At 68.6% G+C, this 18350-nt stretch carries 11 protein-coding genes, 1 tRNA gene and 2 pseudogenes; 10 read left to right on the plus strand and 4 right to left on the minus strand.

The window, feature by feature from the left end; all coding sequences use genetic code 11:
* The first annotated feature begins 85 nt into the window (after positions 1-85).
* A complete protein-coding gene (gene lrpA1, locus R6U01_RS11170; protein ID WP_410286533.1) occupies positions 86-514 on the plus strand; it encodes an HTH-type transcriptional regulator LrpA1 in 429 nt (142 codons plus the stop codon).
* Positions 515-690: 176 nt separating this feature from the next.
* Here lrpA1 and R6U01_RS11175 read toward each other — a convergent pair whose 3' ends face one another.
* Together R6U01_RS11175 and ileS are read right to left on the minus strand one after the other, a co-directional pair.
* Complete coding sequence (locus R6U01_RS11175) at positions 691-1161, minus strand: N-acetyltransferase family protein (RefSeq protein ID WP_410286534.1); 471 nt, start codon at positions 1159-1161, stop codon at positions 691-693.
* A gap of 97 nt (positions 1162-1258) precedes the next feature.
* Positions 1259-4399 (minus strand): isoleucine--tRNA ligase, encoded by a 3141-nt coding sequence (gene ileS, locus R6U01_RS11180; protein ID WP_410286535.1) that lies wholly within the window; start codon positions 4397-4399, stop codon positions 1259-1261.
* A gap of 246 nt (positions 4400-4645) precedes the next feature.
* Here ileS and R6U01_RS11185 point away from each other — a divergent pair, with 246 nt between their 5' ends.
* Positions 4646-5893, plus strand: coding sequence for a carboxypeptidase regulatory-like domain-containing protein (locus R6U01_RS11185; RefSeq protein ID WP_410286536.1), 1248 nt, complete (start codon positions 4646-4648; stop codon positions 5891-5893).
* A gap of 63 nt (positions 5894-5956) precedes the next feature.
* On the opposite strand, the gene R6U01_RS11190 is transcribed toward R6U01_RS11185, so the two are convergent.
* Positions 5957-7168 carry an iron-containing alcohol dehydrogenase family protein gene (locus tag R6U01_RS11190; RefSeq protein WP_410286537.1) on the minus strand — a complete coding sequence of 404 codons (1212 nt, stop codon included), beginning with the start codon at positions 7166-7168 and terminating at the stop codon, positions 5957-5959.
* A 145-nt stretch (positions 7169-7313) separates the two neighbouring features.
* On the opposite strand from R6U01_RS11190, the gene R6U01_RS11195 reads away from it, so the two are divergent.
* From R6U01_RS11195 to R6U01_RS11220, 6 genes and pseudogenes are all read left to right on the plus strand, one after another.
* On the plus strand, positions 7314-8243 hold the full coding sequence (locus tag R6U01_RS11195) for a hypothetical protein (RefSeq protein ID WP_410286538.1): 930 nt from the start codon (positions 7314-7316) through the stop codon (positions 8241-8243).
* A 157-nt stretch (positions 8244-8400) separates the two neighbouring features.
* Positions 8401-11607, plus strand: a pseudogene (locus tag R6U01_RS11200) (DNA gyrase subunit B); the annotation flags it as partial.
* A gap of 6 nt (positions 11608-11613) precedes the next feature.
* Positions 11614-12033, plus strand: a pseudogene (locus tag R6U01_RS11205) (DNA topoisomerase IV subunit B); the annotation flags it as partial.
* Positions 12030-14567: a DNA gyrase subunit A gene (gene gyrA / locus R6U01_RS11210; protein ID WP_410286539.1), complete on the plus strand. Its 2538-nt coding sequence runs from the start codon at positions 12030-12032 to the stop codon at positions 14565-14567. The pseudogene R6U01_RS11205 and the gene gyrA, both read left to right, overlap by 4 nt.
* A gap of 167 nt (positions 14568-14734) precedes the next feature.
* Positions 14735-15115, plus strand: coding sequence for a hypothetical protein (locus R6U01_RS11215; protein WP_410286540.1), 381 nt, complete (start codon positions 14735-14737; stop codon positions 15113-15115).
* A gap of 56 nt (positions 15116-15171) precedes the next feature.
* Positions 15172-17253, plus strand: coding sequence for an AMP-binding protein (locus R6U01_RS11220; RefSeq protein ID WP_410286541.1), 2082 nt, complete (start codon positions 15172-15174; stop codon positions 17251-17253).
* Between the two features lie 40 nt (positions 17254-17293).
* Here the strand turns inward: R6U01_RS11220 and R6U01_RS11225 are convergent, their stop codons facing one another.
* Positions 17294-17764, minus strand: coding sequence for a redoxin domain-containing protein (locus R6U01_RS11225; RefSeq protein ID WP_410286542.1), 471 nt, complete (start codon positions 17762-17764; stop codon positions 17294-17296).
* Between the two features lie 160 nt (positions 17765-17924).
* Between R6U01_RS11225 and R6U01_RS11230 the strand changes: the two genes are divergently transcribed.
* Together R6U01_RS11230 and R6U01_RS11235 are read left to right on the plus strand one after the other, a co-directional pair.
* Positions 17925-18224, plus strand: a complete 300-nt coding sequence (locus R6U01_RS11230) for a twin-arginine translocase TatA/TatE family subunit (protein WP_410286543.1) — start codon at positions 17925-17927, stop codon at positions 18222-18224.
* A 53-nt stretch (positions 18225-18277) separates the two neighbouring features.
* Positions 18278-18350: transfer RNA gene (locus tag R6U01_RS11235), tRNA-Arg, on the plus strand.

Raw genomic sequence — 18350 nt, forward strand, 5'->3', positions numbered from 1 at the left:
CAGACGATCTCGGAACGATTCGCAGTCCGTTCGTCTCGTTTTTTGATTCGCAAGGTATTTTTTCCGTGGTGACAAACCAGTCGATATGAGCACGGTATCGACGGAGGAACGGATCCTGTCGGTGTTAGAGGAGGACGCGCAGGCCTCCTGCGCGGAGATCGCCGAACGGGCCGACGTCTCGAAGCCGACGGTGCGAAAGTACATCGATCGCCTGGAGGAGCGGGGCGTGATCGTGGGGTACTCGGCGGAGGTCGACCCGAAGAAGCTCTCGTCGCAGTCGATCGCCATGGTGGGGATGGACGTCGACTCCGGCGAGTACGTGGGCGCGACCCGCAAGCTGAAGGAACTCGACGAGGTGCAGGCCCTGTACACCTCCTCCGGCGACCACATGTTGATGGCGGAGGTCCGCGCCGGCGACGGCGACGAACTCGGTGAGGTCATCTCGGAGAAACTTCTGGCGATCGACGGCGTCACCGCCGCACACCCTTCCTTCCTGCAGGAGCGGCTGAAGTAAGCGCGGCGCGGTCTCCCGGTTTTCCCCTCCCGAATCGTTCCTTGGCACTGAACCCGACGAGGAGAATCGCCCCGAACCCGATGAGGAGAGTCGAACCGAACCCCACGGACCCACTCCCCGACGGGTAGCGGCGGATCAGCCGATCGGTTCGCTTCGCCCGACGCGGACCGCGCGCGTCACCGAAGCGCGTTCACGTCGGCGGCGACGACCGACTCGTCGCCCGCGGGGCCGCGGCGGGTGCCGCGCGGAGCGAACCCGTGCGCGGCGAAGAACTCCTTCGCACCGGGACTGTCGCCGGGGACGCTCGCCCGAAGCGTGTCGACGCCGCGTTCCGTCACGGACGACGCGACGCGCGCGAGCAGCTCGTCGGCGACGCCCTCTCCGGCGTGGCTCGGGTGGACCCACAGCGCGAGCAGCTCCGCCTCCGAGCCATGGCCGTCGGGGTGCGCGATGGCGACGCCGACGGGGCCGTCGTCGCCTTCCATGAGGAACGACCACTCCGCCTCGGTGGCGGCCTCGCGGACGCCCGCGGCGGACACGTCCAAGAGAGGGGATCCGATGTCGTCAAACACGGTCGCCTCGCGAGCTCGCGAGACCGCCGTCCGTAGCGCCTCCGCGTCGTCGGGCCGCGCCGCCCGGACATGCATAGTCGACCATGAGTAAAGAACTCACCTATAGGTTTCGGGATGCGAATGGTACGCACGGTACCGACGCGTCCGTGGCCTCGGAGTCGCCCGTTCGACGTTACGCGACCGGCTCGATGCCGATCGTGACGACGACGTCTTCGACGTCCCACTCCTCGACGAGGCCGTCGGCGTCGCGCGGGTCCTCGAGCCACTCGTCGGCGCGCACCTCACCGGCGATCAGGTCCGCGTGCTCCTCGACGAAGCCGGCGACCCGGTCGTCGTCGACGGCGACCCCGACGCGGATCCGGGCCTCGACGTCGAGGTCGAGTTCCTTCCGCATCTCCTGGATCCGTCGGATCACGTCGCGGGCGTACCCCTCCGATTCGATCTCGGGGGTGAGCGCGGTGTCGACGTAGACGGTGCCGCCCTCGAAGTCGGCGCCGGAGACGTTCTCGGGGGGTTCGGCGACGTACTCCACCATCGCGTCGTCGAGGTCGACGGGGTCGCCGTCGACGGTCACCTGGCCGCCCTCGACCGCCGCGCGCTGTGCGCCCTGCACCGCGCCCATCACCTTCTGCGCGTCGGCGCCGAACGCGGGACCGATCTCGGCCATCTGCGGTTCGGCCCGCTCGACGAGCTCGTCGAACGCGTCGGTGACGGTCACCTCGCGGGCGTTGACGCGCTCGCCGATCAGGTCGGCGAGGCGCTCGACCGCCGCGGTCACGGCCTCGTCGTCGCTCTCGACGACGACGCGCGACACGGGCCACCGAAGCTTCCGCCCCGCCTGCTGGCGGGCGTTCGCCGCGGCCTCCTCGACGTCGCGGAGGACGGTCACGTCGCGCTCCAGTTCGGGGTCGCGGAGCCCGTCGTCGGGCTCGGGGTAGTCCAGCTGGTGGACGGTGACCGCCGAGCCGTCGAGCGTCTGGTACATCCGCTCGGTCATGTACGGGGCGATCGGCGCGAGCAGTCGGATCACCTCGTCGAGGACGGTCGCGAGCGTCGCGTAGGCGCCGCGCTTCGAGGCGGAGTCCGCCTCCTCCCACATCCGGTCGCGGACCGCCTTCACGTAGAACCGCGAGACGTCCTGCGTGACGAAGGCGATAACGGCGTTGACGGCGTCGCTGACGCGGTAGTCGCCCCACGCCTCCGTCGCCTCGGTCTCGACGGACTGGAGCCGGGAGAGCACCCACTCGTCGACGAGTTCGAGCTCGCCGTCGTTCAGGCTCGCGTCGGCCGGGTCGTAGCCGTCGAGCTCCATGTACTCCAGGGGGAAGCGGAACACGTTCCAGAGGATGTTGAGCTTCCCCTGCAGCTCGCCGAGTCCGTCCCACTCGAACGCGAGGTCGACCCCCTGCTGGTCGTGGCTGAGGAGGTAGGTGCGGAGCGGGTCGCGACCGGCGCGCTCGATGGCCTCCTCCGGGGTGACGATGTTGCCGACCGACTTCGACATCTTGCGGCCGTCCTCGTCGTTGGCGAACCCGTGCATCAGCACCTCCTCGTACGGGACTTCGCCGACCGCGGCGGTCCCCATGCCGAGCTGCGACCAGAACCAGCCGCGGGTCTGGTCGTGGGCCTCGACGATGAGGTCGGCCGGCCACAGCTCGTCGTGCGCCGCTTCGTTAGAGGGGTAGCCGAGCGTGCCCCAGCTGGCGACCGAGGAGTCGAGCCACACGTCGAACACGTCCTCGACGCGCCGGTAGGTGGTGCCGTCTTCCACGATGGTCAGGTCGTCGACGGCGGGGCGGTGGAGGTCTATCCTCTCGGGGTCGACGTCCTCCTCGACGCGCTCGGCGAGCTCCTCGCGGGTGCCGATGACGATCATGTCCTCGTCGAGGTCGCTCCCGTCCGCGTCCTCCGGCACCCAGATCGGGATCGGAATCCCCCAGTACCGCTGGCGGGAGACGTTCCAGTCGGGCGCGTCCTCGATGAAGTCGCGGAACCGGTTGTCCCGCGCCCACTGCGGGTGCCACTCGGACTCCTCCATGTTCTCGAGGAGCTCGTCTTTGACGTCCGTGATCGAGATGAACCACTGGTCGGTGACCAGCTGGATGATGCCGGTGTCACAGCGCCAGCAGTGGCCGTAGCTGTGGTCGACGGTCCCGTGCGCGAGCATGTGTCCGTCCGCGACCAGGTCGTCGACGATGTCGTCGTTGGCGTCGCGCACGAACTGGCCCGCGTACTCGCCGGCCGCCTCGGTGAACTCGCCGTTCGGCGCGACCGGACAGAAGATCTCTAAGTCGAGCTCGGTGCCGCGGTGAAAGTCCTCCTCCCCGTGTCCCGGCGCGGAGTGGACGAGCCCGGTGCGATCGGCCTCCACGTAGTCGGCGGCGTACACCCGCCCGGCGCCCTCGAAGTCGGGGTACTCGGCGAGGCGGTCCGCGAGCGGGTGGTCGTACTCCCAGCCGACGAGGTCGTCGCCCGTCAGTTCCGCCTCGATCTCGTAGTCCTCGTAGCGCCCCTCTTGGAGGACGTCCTCGACGCAGTCGGCGGCGACGTAGACGAGCTCGGTCTCGCCGTCCCGCTCGGCGCGGACGGCGTTGTACGTGAGCTCCTCGTCGACGGCGACGAAGGTGTTCGCGGGGATCGTCCACGGGGTCGTCGTCCAGATGACGAGGCTCCCCTCGCGGTCGGCGAGCGGGAACTTCACGTAGATAGAGGGGTCCTCGACGTCCTCGTACTCGACCTCGTTGTTGGCGAGCCCCGTCTCGCACCGCGGACACTGCGAGATCGAGCGTTTCCCCTGCTCGACGAGCCCGTTGTCGGCGACGTTGGAGAACGCCCACCACGCGGCCTCCATGTACTCGGGATCGATCGTCTCGTAGGGGTTCTCCCAGTCCATCCACACGCCGATGGACCTGAAGTCCTCGTCCATCGCCGCGCGGTTGGTGACGGCGAACTCCTTGCACTTCTCGATGAACCCCTCCATCCCGTACGCCTCGATGTCCCGCTTGTTCTCGAAGCCGAGCTCCTCCTCGACTTTCACCTCGATCGGGAGCCCGTGCATGTCGTAGCCCGGGCGGTCGGTGACGCGGTGGCCGGTCATCCGCTTGTGACGGATGATCGCGTCCTTCAGCGTCTTGTTCCAGGCCGTGCCGAGGTGCATCTGCCCGGAGGTGTACGGCGGCCCGTCCACGAAGAAGAAGGGCGGGTCGTCGGCGTGCGCCTCCTTCGCCGCCTCGTAGGCGTCAACGTCGTCCCAGTACTCGTCGACCGCCGACTCGACGTCGGCGGGCGTATACTGGTCGTCGATCTGCTCCATACGCGTTGGTCTTCGCGCGCGTATTTGAATACGGCGGAGTCGGGGTCGACGACCCGGTCGAGTCACGGGTGGCGCTCCCGCTCGGTCGGCGTCGCGCCGCGGACGAATCGCCTACAGAACCCGTGACTCGCGGCCTCGCTCCGCGAACGGAACGACGGGAATCTGCCCCGAACCGGACACGTGGCCGCGGCCAACACCGATAAGCAGCCCATACCAATATATGGCCGGCTGTTCATTATCTCGTATATGAATGTCGCACGCGTGGCTCTCGTCGGAGCGGCGGTACTGGTCGTCGCGGTCGTCGCCACCGGCGGCGCGGTCGGTCAGGACCAGGTGACGCTCACCGTCGCGGTCACCGATCAGGACGGTGACGCCGTCGGCGGCACGACCGTCGAGGCGGAGTGGGAGACCGACTCGGGAGAGACGGGGACCGCGTCCGGGACGACGGCGAGCAACGGGAACGTGCTCCTCGACGTGCCGGAGGGAGCGAGCGTCGAGCTGGACGTCGACGACGACACCTACGTCCGGAACAGGCCGCTTCAGATCGACAACGCGACCGGGAGCGACGTCGATCTCGCCGTCTCTCGGAGCGGGACCGCGACGGTGTCGGTCCTCGACGCGGAGAACCGGTCGCAGGCCGATGCGAGGGTGACCGTCCGGTCGAACGGGCGAACGGTCGACCGCGGTGACACCGATTCAGACGGCGTCTACGAGACCGACCGCCTCGAGCGCGGCACGTACGAGATCAACGTCGTGAAACCCGGCTACTACGAGACGGAGCGGGAGGTGACGGTGTCGCGGAACACGGAGGTAACGGTCGGCATCGAGCGGGGGACCGTGACGCTCGACGTCCGCACCTTCGACGACCACTTCGACCCGCCCCGGCCGATCGACACGGGGTCGGTCCGGATGTCATCGTCGGTGTACGACGCCGAGGTGAGCGTGACGGAGGGGACCGCCTCGCTCAACGTCCCCGTGAACACGGCGTACACGGTCGAGGTCGTCAAAGAGGAGTACGACGCCTCGCCCGAGCGGATCAGAGTGCGGGAGTCCCCGACGAGCGTGAACGCCACGGCCCAGCGGACCCCCACGCTGTCCGTCACGCCGGCGAACGACCGTGTCCTCGTCGGCGAGACGACTCGCGTGACGGTGCGGAACGCGTACGACGAGCCGGTGACCAACGTGACGGTCGCGGTCGACGGCGAGGAGGTCGGTGAGACCGACGAGCGCGGGGAGGTCGGCGTGCCGATCTCGTCGGCCGGGAACCGAACGATCGTCGCGCAGGACGGAGACGTCGAGTCCGAGCCGGTGACGGTCGAGGGCGTCGACACCGCGGCGGAGGCCGATCCGGGCGCGAACGGTTCGAACGGAAGCGATTCGGACGACGACGACTCGGCGGACACCGACGACGGCGCTCCCGGCTTCGGCGTCGTCGCCGCGGTCCTCGCGCTCCTCGCCGCGGCCGCCGCCGCCGGTCGGCGTCGCACTCGCTGACCGGCCCGAGCGATACCGGAGCCCGCGGTCGGGATCGGCCCGTGCGGATTCGGGCGGGCGTTTTCACCACGTCGCGCGCAACACGCCCTCGATCGCCTCCGGCGCCGCGTCGAGGCCCGCGGGCGCGCGGTCCATCGACCAGTCGTCGGCGATGTATTCGGCGACCGCCGGGAGGTCCTCCTCGTCGGTCGCCGGCACGTCCCGGAGGCGTCCGGGGACCGGGAGCGCGTCGCGGACCGCGGCGACCGCCTCGACGACGTCCTCGGCGACCGCCTCGTCGCCGCGGCCGTCGACGTCGACCCCCAGTCCGGCGGCGAGCGCCCGCCGGCTGGCGTCGATCTCGTCGAAGAGGTACGCGAGGACGTGCGGGGCGACGATCGCGTGAACGGTGCCTTGCTGGACGTCGTAGCGGCGCGCGAACCCGTGGCCGAACGCGTGTATCACGGAGATCCGACGGTCGAGCTGGACGAGCAGCGCGCCGACCACGGCTCTGTCCATCGCGGCCTCGCTCCCCGCCCGGTTCCCCGCGACCCGCGGGAGCGCGTCGGAAAGGAGTCGCAGCCCGTGGATCGCGGTCGCGTCGCTCACGGGGGTCGCGTCCCGCGCGTACGGCGTCTCGATCCCCTTGTCGAATCCGTTCATCGCCGACCCCGCCAGCACCGGCTTCGGGGTCGTCTCGAACAGCGCCGGGTCGGCGAGGTCGACGATCGGCATCGCCCCGTCGCCGCTGACGGTCATCGGCTGGCCCGTGGGCGACTCGTCGGCCGGGAGCACCACCAACGAGCCGCCCGTCGAGACGTCGGCCCCGGCGAACGTCGTCGGAAGCACCGCGAGCGGAATCGCCGGGTCGGTTCCGGGTGCGAGCGACCCGAGCGCGTCGGGACCGTCGGCCGCGTCGGCGCGGAGGTCGGCGACGTCGCGGCCGTCGACGTCGAGCATCGTCGCCTGTCGGGCGACGTCGAGGCTGCTGCCCCCGCCGACGGCGACGAGGACGTCCGCGCCGACCTCCGCGCGCTTATCGAGGAGGTCGTACGCGGTCTCGACGCGCTTGTCGGGGGTCGTGCCGTCGAAGACGCCGGCGAGCCGGTCGCCGAGCCCCTCGCGGATCGGATCCATGAGGTCGTCGTTGGCGCCGACGTTGGAGCCGCAGACGACCAGCGCGTTGTCGAGTCCCCGGTCGCCGAGGATCGCGCTCAGCTCGCTCGCGCGACCCCGTCCGTACAGGATCTCACAGCCTCGGTAGTCGTGCTCGAACGCGTCCGCTATCGGTAGCATCGCGAGCCGATACGGCCGGCGGCCGCTTGTAGCTGTGGGAGCCGGGTCCGTCGAACGGACCGGGGGAGACTCCCCAAGACCCAACTCACTGCGGGGCGGAGCCTCCGATCCGGTCATCGGACTGCCACGGCCGGACCGCCACACCATGCGCCAGTTCCCGCCGCTCCCCGACCTCGACGACCCGAACGAGCCCGACGACCTCCTGGAGGGACACCTCTGGCTCCTCGAGCTGATAGACGGGACGGGCCTCCGGTTCCGCATGGACGAGTCCGGACTCCTCCGATTCGGCGGTCCGGAGGCGACGTACGCCGACGTCGACGCCGTCCCGCTCGCGCTCCGCCCCGCGGTCCGACACGTCCGCGGTCGGTTCGACCGGGAAGCGCTCCGGGAGGCCGTCGCCGACCCCGCCGGCGTGACGTTCCTCGGCGTCGCGACCCACCGTCGCGGGACCGACTACGACTGGGACCGGATCCCGCCGTTCCTCGGCACCGACGTGTGGGTGGGTGCGAGCGGGGACGACGAGGCGGGCGGGAGCGGCGAGGCGGGCGGGAGCGGCGAGGCTGACGGGGCGTTCCGGCCGCCCGACGCCGCCGCGGCGATCTTCGACGGGGTCGGACTCGACCCGGTCAACGCGGTGGCGCGAGAGGTGAACGCCCGCGACTTCGACCCCGGGAGATACGCGATTCCGGCGTCGTCGTGGCGCGACGGGCCGGCCGCCGGCGTCGTCGTCCGGAACAAACGCGGCGGACGCGGGCGGATCGCGAGGGAGACCGGCGAGGACGACCGCGCGGAAGGCGGTTCCGGGGGAGACAGACGTGCCGGCGGTCCGGTCGACCCCGACGAACTCGCCGCGACCCACGCCGGGCGGGAGCGGTTCGAGCGAACCGTCGCGGCCCTCGAGCGGCGCGGCGAGCCGGCGACCGTCGACGCCCTCGCGGACCGGACCGTCGAGGCGGTCGCCAGGGAGACCCCCGTCCGGTTCGGGGAGACGGGTCCCGCCGGAGTCGACCCGGACCGGTTCCGCGCGTGCGTCGTCGAGCGCGCTCGGGCCTTCCTCGACCCTCGTCGGCAGTGAGCACGCGGCGGGCCGAGCCGCGACGGCCGATCCGATTTCACGGACGGGAGCCGAGTCGGTCGACGCCGAGTCCGGGATGCCGTCGAGGCCGACCGCCTCACGCCCGCGCGCGTGCGTCGGGTTTATAACCCGCCCCGAACTAAATTCGGTAAGTTCTATGTCAGAGCAGAGTGAGTACGGAGCCGGCCAGATCCAGGTCCTCGAGGGCCTCCAGGCCGTCCGTAAACGTCCGGCGATGTATATCGGATCCACGGACGGTCGGGGATTACACCATCTCGTCTACGAGGTCGTCGATAACTCCATTGACGAGGCCCTCGCGGGCTACTGCGACGAGATCACCGTCACCATCCACGAGGACGGGTCCGTTAGCGTCAGCGACGACGGCCGGGGGATCCCGGTCGACACCCACGAGAAGTACGACCGGCCGGCGCTCGAAGTGATCATGACCGTCCTCCACGCCGGCGGGAAGTTCGACTCCAAGTCCTATCAGGTCTCCGGCGGTCTCCACGGCGTCGGCGTCAGCGTCGTCAACGCTCTCTCCGAGCGACTGGCGGTCGAGGTGAAGCGAGACGGCGGCGTCTACCGCCACGAGTTCGCCCGCGGCGAGCCCGTCGAGGGCGGGTTCGAGCGCGTCCGCGACATGGAGGCGGGCGAGGACACCGGGACGTACATCCGCTTTTGGCCCGACGGCGACATCTTCGAAACGCGGGAGTTCGAGTTCTCGACGCTCGCCAACCGGCTCCGAGAGCTTGCCTTCCTCAACTCCGGCGTCGCCATCACGCTCGCCGACGAGCGCGGAGCGGAGAGCGACGCCGACGACGCGGGCGACGAGCAGACGTTCCTCTACGACGGCGGCATCCGCGAGTTCGTCGCGTACCTCAACGAGACGCGGACGCCCATCCACGACGAGGTCATCTACTTCGCCGACGAGGACGCGGACATCCACGTCGAGGTCGCGATGCAGGCGACCGAGGAGCTGCAGGGCTCCGTCCACGCGTTCGCCAACAACATCAACACTCGAGAGGGCGGGACCCACCTCACCGGGTTCAAGACGGCCCTGACCCGGACCGTCAACGACTACGCCAACGAGCACGGGCTCGTCGACGACCTCGACGCGAACCTCAAGGGGGAGGACGTCCGGGAGGGGCTCACGGCGGTCATCTCGGTGAAGCACCCCGACCCGCAGTTCGAGGGGCAGACGAAGACGAAGCTCGGCAACAGCGAGGTCCGCGGCATCGTCGAGTCCGCGACCCACGAGAAGCTCGGCACCTTCTTCGAGGAGAACCCCGACACCGCTCGGAAGGTCGTCCACAAGGCCGCGGAGGCCGCACGGGCCCGGAAGGCCGCCAAGAAGGCCGAGGAGCTCACCCGGCGGAAGTCCGCGCTGGAGTCCACCGCGCTGCCCGGCAAGCTCGCCGACTGCCAGACGCGCGACCCGGCGGAGGCGGAGCTGTTCGTCGTGGAGGGCGACTCCGCGGGCGGCTCGGCCAAGCAGGGCCGGAACCGCGAGAACCAGGCGATTCTCCCGCTCAAAGGGAAGATCCTCAACGTCGAGAAGCACCGCCTCGACCGCATCCTCGAGAACGACGAGATCCGCGCGTTGATCACCGCGATCGGCGCCGGGATCGGCGAGGAGTTCGACATCGACGACGCCCGGTACAACAAGATCATCCTGATGAGCGTCGATGGCGAGGAACACGGATTCGTCCGCGATGCGGATGGACACACACAGTTCGTGGAGGTCGGGGAATTCATCGACCGCGTGATTGAGTCTGACGGTGACGGATACGAGGACTACGAGGTCCTCTGCTTCGGACGCGACGACAATCGGACGAAGTTCCGACCGATCGATCAGGTCATTCGCCACGAAATCGACGAGCCGCTGTACGAGATCGAAACCGACTACGGGCGGAATCTGAAAGTCACCGCCTCGCACAGCGTCTTCGTCCACCGCAACGGCGAGATAGAACTCGCGCGAGGCGACGAGATCGATTCCGGTGACCAGGTAATCGCACCGCGGTCAGTTCCGCTTTCGGGTGACCGTGACGGAGAAGAGATCGACCTTCTCGCGGAACTCGTCGAACGGCCTGACGAGTTCGACTCCGAACTATTCGCGCGCGGTCCGGGGATCGAGGAACTGTTTAAACAGCGTGTTCGGGAGGAGTACGCGACAGACGGCGGTGCCGTTGCTCGGGCCGAGCCGCGGGTCGAGGCTCCGGAATCGGTTCGAACCACGCTTCGCGAACAGCGGGAGGAGACGGGACTCACCCAACAGGACATCTGTGATGAGACCGGTGTCGCACAGCCCATCACGGTATCGCAGTGGGAGCGGGGCAACTCGCGTCCGACGGTGTCGAACTTCCAGGCGTACTGTGACGCCGTCGGCGTCTCAGCGCCCGCGGTGATGGAGAACGTGTCGGTCACGGATTCGCTTCTCGATCAGCGCTGGAACGATCAGTACGAGGGGACACAGGCAAACCGCGTCCGGGACTACGTCCGCGTGAGCGAACTCTCCGAAGACGACCTTGACGAGATACCCGACGGCGAGACCGTGGAACTGACGCCGGCACACTACGCGGGCCACGGTGTTGATCGGTACGTCGAACTCGACGAAACCCTCTTCGAACTGTTGGGTATCTATGCGGCGGACGGATCGAGTTCACCGCGGAACGGAGTCCGACTCGCGATAGGTGCGAACAACGAGTCGCTGGCCGAGAAATATCAGGACGCGTTCGATCACGTGTTTGGTATCCCGGCGAAGCAGAGTCGGAACGACGACCGCGTCGACGAGGTAAAACTCGTCAACCGCGTTGCGGCCGTCGTCTGGGAGCACGTGTTCGGATTCGACGGTTGCCAAGCGAGCGAGAAGACGATCCCAGACCTCGTCTTCGACGTTTCACCGGACTGCCAGCAGGCGTTCCTCCGCGGCTATCTCCACGGAGACGGGACGGTGAACGAAGAGCGGATCGCGTGGTCGACGACCTCGCGTCACCTCGCCAGCGGAGTGATGTACCTGCTCTCCGCACAGGGAGTGGTAGCGTCTCACTCGAAGACCGATGTCGATGACCTCGACGGCGGGTACGAGACGAACACCGACAGCCACACCGTCACCGTGTCGGCACGGTCGGACCTCGCGAAGATACGAGACGTCTGGGAGCCGCACCGGAACGGTGACCGTCTGCTCTCGAAGGTCGAGAACGGGTGGGACAACCACGGAACACGGAAGTACCGTGACATATCCGAGGATCTCGTCGGACTGGAGGTGAGACGGATCGAAGAAGTGGAACCGTCCGGACGGTACGTGTATGACTTCTCCGTCGAAACCGACGAGAACTTCATCGCGGGGATGGGCGGACTGTGCGCCCACAACACCGACGCCGACGTCGACGGCGCCCACATCAGGACGCTGCTTCTCACTCTCCTCTACCGCCACATGAAGCCCCTCCTGGAGGCCGGCTACGTGTACGCCGCCCAGCCGCCCCTGTACCGCGTCCGCTACCGCGGCGAGACGTACGACGCGATGACGGAGGCGGAGCGCGACCGGATCGTCGAGGAGAAGTGCGACGGGAACCCCGACCAGGTCCAGCGGTTCAAGGGGCTCGGCGAGATGAACCCCGACCAGCTGTGGGACACGACGATGGACCCGGAAAACCGCATCCTCAAACAGATCAACATCGACGACGCCGCCGCGGCGGACCGCATGTTCAACGTGCTAATGGGTGACGCGGTCGAGCCGCGAAAGCAGTTCATCAAGGAACACGCGACCGAAGCCGAGTGGGTGGACATATGAGCTCCGACGTCCCCGACGTCAATCCCGACGACGTGCCTGCCGCACAGGTGACGAACGCCCGCATCGAAGACGAGATGGAGCAGTCGTACATCGATTACGCGATGTCGGTCATCGCGGGGCGCGCGCTCCCCGACGTCCGCGACGGGCTCAAGCCCGTCCACCGGCGCATCCTCTACGCGATGCACGAGGCGGGCGTCACGAGCAGCTCCTCGCACCGGAAGTCCTCCTCCATCGTCGGCGAGACGATGGGCGATTACCACCCGCACGGCGACAGCGCCATCTACGACACGCTCGCCCGGATGGCCCAGGACTTCTCCATGCGATACCCCCTCGTCGACGGACAGGGGAACTTCGGCTCCGTCGACGGCGACCCGCCGGCCGCGATGCGGTACACGGAGGCCCGGATGGCTCCCATCGCCGAGGAGCTCCTGGCCGACATCGAGCGCGACACGGTCGATTTCACCGCCAACTACGACGACCGACTGGAGGAGCCGGAGGTGTTGCCCTCGGCGGTGCCGCACCTGCTCGTCAACGGCTCCTCGGGGATCGCGGTGGGGATGTCGACGAACATCCCGCCGCACAACCTCGGCGAGGTCGTCGACGCCACCGTCGAGCTGATCGAGAACCCGGACGCCACCGTCGAGGACCTGATGGAACACGTCAAGGGGCCCGACTTCCCGACCGGCGCGAACATCGTCGGCCGGAACGCGGTCCACAAGGCGTACAAGACGGGTCGCGGCCGCGTCCGCGTCCGCGCCGAGTTCGAGGTCGACGAGGAGGCGGGACGGATCGTCATCTCGGAGCTCCCCTTCCAGCAGAACAAGTCCCGGCTCGTCGAGCGGATCGCCGAGGACGTCAACGAGGGCGCGATCGAGGGGATCCGCGACCTCCGCGACGAGTCCGACCGCGACGGGATGCGCATCGTCATCGAGCTCAAGCGCGACGCGATGGCGGAAGTCGTGAAGAACCAGCTGCTGGAGAGCCACCTCGAACGCACCTTCGGCGTCATCAACCTCGCTCTGGTCGACGGCTCCCCGCAGGTGCTGGATTTAAAAGAGACGCTCCGTCACTACGTCGAACACCGCCGCGAGGTGGTGCGTCGGCGCTCCGAGCACGAGCTCGCGGAGCGCGAGGACCGCGCGCACATCCTCGAAGGGCGGCTGAAGGCGCTCGAACAGGTCGACGACGTGGTCGAGACGATCCAGAACTCCGACGACCGTGACGCCGCAAAGGCGGCGCTCGAGGCCGAGTACGAGTTCAGCGAGGCGCAGGCGGCCCACATCGTCCGGATGCAGCTCGGGTCGCTCACCTCGATGGAGACCCGGGAGATCGAGTCGGAGTACGAGGACGTCACCGCCCGGATCGAGCGGCTGGAGACGATCCTCGCCGACCCCGACGAGCTCGACGCCGTGATCGTCGACGAGCTGAACGAGATGAAGGCGGAGTACGGCGACGAGCGCCGCACGAGCTTCATCGAGGACGTCGGCGACGTCACCCACGAGGACCTCATTCCGGAGGAGGAGTGCGTCGTCGTGATGAGCGAGGACGACTACATCAAGCGGATGTCGCTCGACACCTTCCGGGCGCAGAACCGGGGCGGCAAGGGGATCATCGGCACCGGGCTGAAGGAGGGCGACCGCGTCTCCTCGGTGTTCGCCGCCAACTCCCACGACTATCTGCTCGTCTTTACCAACCGCGGGCAGATCTACGAGCTGAAGACCTACGAGATCCCGGAGATGTCCCGAACGGCCCGGGGGAAATCGGCGGTCAACCTCCTCGATCTGGATGACGGCGAGGAGATCGAAGCGGTGGTGAACATGGAGGACTTGGACGACGACGAGTTCCTCACGATGGTCACCCGCGACGGGTACATCAAGCGGACCGCCGTCGAGGAGTTCGGGAACATCATGTCGACGGGGATCCGCGCGATCCGGCTGGAGGACGGCGACGAGCTCGTCGACGTCGAGGTGACCGACGGCGACGCCCACATCGTCATCGGGAGCCGGCACGGAATGGCGATCCGCTTCGACGAGTCGGAGGCGCGCGCGATGGGTCGGACCGCCCGCGGCGTGATCGGGATCGACCTCCGAGAGGGGGACGCGGTCGCGGGCGTGGCCGCCATCGACGACGAGTACCACAACTGGGTGCTCACCGTCACGGAGAACGGCTACGGCAAGCGCTCCGACCTCGACGAGTACCGCCCGCAGTCCCGCAACGGGAAGGGGCTCGTCGACATCAAGACGGGCGACCGCAACGGCGAGGTCGTCGCCATCGAAGCCGTCACCTACGGCGACCACCTGCTCGCGATGAGCGGCAAGGGACAGATCATGCGGACCCGCGTCGAGGAGATCTCCACGGTGGGCCGCAACACGATGGGCGTCATCGTGATGAACCTGGAGCCGGACGACGAGGTCGCCTCCGTGGACCTCGTCCCCGAGGCGGCGTACGCCGACGAGCCCGCGAACGCCGAGACGGTCGCCGCGGACCAGGACGGGTCGGAGAGCGACGTGCCGGCCGAAGCCGGCGTCGAGTAGCGGTCGGGCGCCGATCGCGGGCGGGTCGACGGCCGCTCCCACCCGCCCGCGGAGTCCGTCGCCGCCGGCGCCGCCGCCCCGCCAGTCGGTCGCGTGCATATCGAGTCGCATCGCGTCCCGACGGTCGCGTGGACGGGGTTCAAGTTCTGGGGCGACGAGACGACGGCATGAACCGACGCAGCGTCCTCGCCGCGGCGACCGCCAGCGCGACGGCGGTCGCGGGGTGTCTCGGCCTCGGTGAGAACGACCCCGGCCGCCTCGACCTGACCGTCCGGAACGACGGCGACGAGGCGTTCGACGTGGAAGTGGTCGTCCGCGGCGACGACGGGACGACGTACGAGGAGGAGTCCGATCGGATCGGCCCCGGCGTCGCCCGCGCGTTCGAAGTCGTCGTCGGCGAGACCGGCCGCCACGAGGTCGCCGTGACGGGCGACGACTGGGAGGGAGGGCTCGCGTGGGAAGTCGACGCCTGCGCCCTGTACGACGCGACCGTCGCCGTCGACGCGGGGAGCGTCGAGGTCGCGGGCGAGTGCGCCGACCCGCGCTAGCGGGCGCCGACGTTCAGGAAAGTTACTTACCGTCACCGCGAAAAGGGCCGGACGAGATGGACGAGTACGAGGGGATAGACGAGGTCGTACACGAGCCGAGCGAGGCGTTCGCCGAGTCGACGAACGTCGCCGCGTTCATGCGCGAGTACGGGATCGACGACTACGAGGCGCTGATCGAACGCACCACGATCGAGGTCGCGGGCGAGCCGGCCTCCGGCGTCGACTGGTTCTGGGACGAGATCGTCGACTACCTCGACATCGACTTTTATACCGAGTACGACGCGGTCCGCGACAGCGCGGAGCGGAGCTCCGCTGGCAACCGGACGCAGTCCGGTGACGACAGCGACGGCCCGCAGTTCTCCGAGTGGTATCCCGGCGGCGAGATCAACGTCGCGCACAACGTCGTCGACCGGCACGCCGCGGTCGACTCGCCGACCCGAAACCGGGTCGCGCTGATCTGGGAGGGCGAGCCCGGCGACGTCCGCGAGGTCACGTTCCACGAGCTGGCCCGCCAGACCAACCGCGTCGCCAACTACCTGGAGTCGGTCGGCGTCGAGACCGGGGACACCGTGGGGCTGTACATGCCGATGGTGCCGGAGGTCGTCTCGATCCTCTACGGCTGTCTCGCGGTCGGCGCGATCGCGGTGCCCATCTTCTCCGGCTTCGGGACCGACGCGACGGCGACGCGGATCGCCGACGCGGGGCCGTCCGTCCTCTTCACGGGCGACGGGTTCTACCGCCGGGGCGGCGAGGTCAGGCTGAAGGCGACCGCCGACGAGGCGATCGCGGAGGCGGGCCACGTCGAGCACACCGTGGTGTACGACCGGCTGGGCGCGACGCCCGGCGGGGATGCTGCTGACGGGGCGCGGACCGGCTCCGCCGAGCCGGTCCCGTGGGACGCCGACCGGGACGCCACGTGGGACGAGGCGATCGCGCCGCAGCCGACCGACTACGAGACGAAGCGGCTCCCCAGCGACCAGGAGTCCATGCTGTTGTACTCCTCGGGGACGACGGGAGAGCCGAAGGGGATCGTCCACACCCACGCGGGCGTGCTCACGCAGTGCGCCAAGGAGATCCACTTCGGCTTCGACCAGAAGCCCGCCGACCGGTTCTTCTGGGTCTCCGACATCGGGTGGATGATGGGGCCGTGGACGCTGATCGGGAACCACGCGTTCGGCGGGACCGTGGTGATGTACGAGGGAGCGCCCGACCACCCCGAGCCCGACCGCTTCTGGGAGCTGATCGATCGGCACGGGATCACGCAGTTCGGTATCTCGCCGACGGCGATCCGGGCGCTTCGCAAGCACGGGGACGAGTGGGTGGAGGACCACGACCTCTCGAGTCTCCGCGTCCTGGGCTCGACCGGCGAGCCCTGGGACCCGGAGTCGTGGCGGTGGTTCTACGACGCCGTCGGCGGCGGCGACTGCCCGATCATCAACATCTCCGGCGGCACCGAGATCTGCGGCTGCTTCCTGATGCCGATGCCGAACCAGCCGCTGAAGCCCTGCACGCTCGGGGGGCCGGGGCTCGGGATGAACATCGACATCGTCGACCAGACCGGCGAGTCGGTCAGGGAGTCCGGCGAGCGCGGCTACCTCGTCGCCCGCGACTCCTGCCCGTCGATGACGAAGTCGCTGTGGTCCGGCGACGAGCGCTACCTGGAGGAGTACTGGTCGACGTGGGAGGACCTCTGGGACCACGGGGACTTCGCCCAGAAGGACGCGGACGGCTTCTGGTTCCTCCACGGCCGCGCCGACGACGCCCTGAACGTCGCCGGCCGGAAGGTTGGCCCGGCCGAGATCGAGGGCGTGCTCATCGACCACGACGCCGTCAATCAGGCGGCCGCGGTCGGCGTCCCGGACGACACCACGGGCACCGCGGTGGTCGCGTACGTCGTCCTCGAGCCCGACGTCGACCCGAGCGACGAGCTCCGCGAGGAGCTGCGGACGCTCGTCGGCGAGGAGCACGGAAAGCCGTTCCGGCCGCGCGAACTGCTGTTCGTCGACGCCTTCCCGAAGACGCAGTCCGGGAAGATCATCCGGCGCGCGATCGAGTCCGTTTATAACGACGAAGACCCGGGCGACCTCTCGTCGATGGAGAACCCGGAGGCGCTCGAAGACCTCCGCGACCCCGCCTGACGGTCGGCTCCGGGGCCCGCGGGACCCCCGTTCGGTCGGTTTACGCGGCCGCTTCGGCGACCGCCTCCGCCAGCGCGTCGTAGTCCGGCTCCTGGCCCGCGTGCGCCGCGAGCCAGCGGTACGTCACGACGCCGTCGGCGTCGATCACGAAGACGGCGCGCCGTGCGACCGTCTCGACCCCGTAGTGCTCGAAGTCCTCGATGACGTCGTACGCCTCGATCGCGCGGTGGTCGGGGTCGCCCACGAGCGCGAACGGGAGGTCGTACTGCGTCCGGTAGGCCGCGAGCGCGTGCGGGAGGTCGGTGCTCACGCCGAACAGCGTGCAGCCGTCGCGGTCGAACTCGTCGCGCAACGCCTCCATCTCGTCGGTACAGGTGTTCGAGAAGGCCGCCGGGAAGAAGGCGAGCACCACGGGACCGTCGCCGAGGTGGTCGGCCAGCCGGAACGGTTCGATGTCGTCGTCTACGTGCGATCCGGTGAAATCGGGGGTATCGTCGCCAACAGCCGTCATATCCCTGGATCGCACGCTGAGTCTATGACGGTTTCGGCGTCGCTTCGTCGCGCTCTCGGTACGGCGTGATTCCGGGCGTGTTACCCCGACAACGGCGACGCGAACTCCGCTCATCGAGGCAAAAAGACTATAATCGCCAGAGGGTTACAGCCGGATAGAGATGGCAAGTGCGATTCCACTGATCGGCGGCATTCCGGCGGGTCCGGAGCTCCTCATCATCCTGCTCGTGCTGGTCCTTCTGTTCGGAGCGAACAAGATTCCGAAGCTCGCTCGGTCGACCGGCCAGGCGATGGGCGAATTCAAGAAGGGGCGCGAAGAGGTCGAGGACGAACTGAAACAGATGCAGGACGGCGACGAGGAGCCGGCGGTCGAGTCGGACTCGACCGTCGAGTCGGACTCGACGCTCGACGACGACGAGGAACTCGAGGACCTCGAGACCGAGAAAGAGACGAGCGCGTAGACGGCTCCGCGACGCCGACCGATCTCCGCCGCGACGTTTTCTCCGACCGCCGTGGGCACGTGGCCTAGCGGACAGGGCGAGAGGTTCCTAACCTCTCGATCGCGGGTTCGAATCCCGCCGTGCCCG

This window comes from Halorubrum sp., assembly GCF_046498025.1.
In the GTDB taxonomy this organism is placed as follows: domain Archaea; phylum Halobacteriota; class Halobacteria; order Halobacteriales; family Haloferacaceae; genus Halorubrum.

What these genes read in the sequence shown, in the direction of transcription:
- R6U01_RS11185 (WP_410286536.1), top strand. Translation starts at nt 4,646, where the DNA reads ATGAATGTCGCACGCGTGGCTCTCGTCGGAGCGGCGGTACTGGTCGTC.
- lrpA1 (WP_410286533.1), top strand. Translation starts at nt 86, where the DNA reads ATGAGCACGGTATCGACGGAGGAACGGATCCTGTCGGTGTTAGAGGAG.
- R6U01_RS11230 (WP_410286543.1), top strand. Translation starts at nt 17,925, where the DNA reads ATGGCAAGTGCGATTCCACTGATCGGCGGCATTCCGGCGGGTCCGGAG.
- R6U01_RS11215 (WP_410286540.1), top strand. Translation starts at nt 14,735, where the DNA reads ATGAACCGACGCAGCGTCCTCGCCGCGGCGACCGCCAGCGCGACGGCG.
- R6U01_RS11190 (WP_410286537.1), bottom strand. Translation starts at nt 7,168, where the DNA reads ATGCTACCGATAGCGGACGCGTTCGAGCACGACTACCGAGGCTGTGAG.
- R6U01_RS11225 (WP_410286542.1), bottom strand. Translation starts at nt 17,764, where the DNA reads ATGACGGCTGTTGGCGACGATACCCCCGATTTCACCGGATCGCACGTA.
- R6U01_RS11195 (WP_410286538.1), top strand. Translation starts at nt 7,314, where the DNA reads ATGCGCCAGTTCCCGCCGCTCCCCGACCTCGACGACCCGAACGAGCCC.
- R6U01_RS11220 (WP_410286541.1), top strand. Translation starts at nt 15,172, where the DNA reads ATGGACGAGTACGAGGGGATAGACGAGGTCGTACACGAGCCGAGCGAG.
- R6U01_RS11175 (WP_410286534.1), bottom strand. Translation starts at nt 1,161, where the DNA reads ATGCATGTCCGGGCGGCGCGGCCCGACGACGCGGAGGCGCTACGGACG.
- gyrA (WP_410286539.1), top strand. Translation starts at nt 12,030, where the DNA reads ATGAGCTCCGACGTCCCCGACGTCAATCCCGACGACGTGCCTGCCGCA.
- ileS (WP_410286535.1), bottom strand. Translation starts at nt 4,399, where the DNA reads ATGGAGCAGATCGACGACCAGTATACGCCCGCCGACGTCGAGTCGGCG.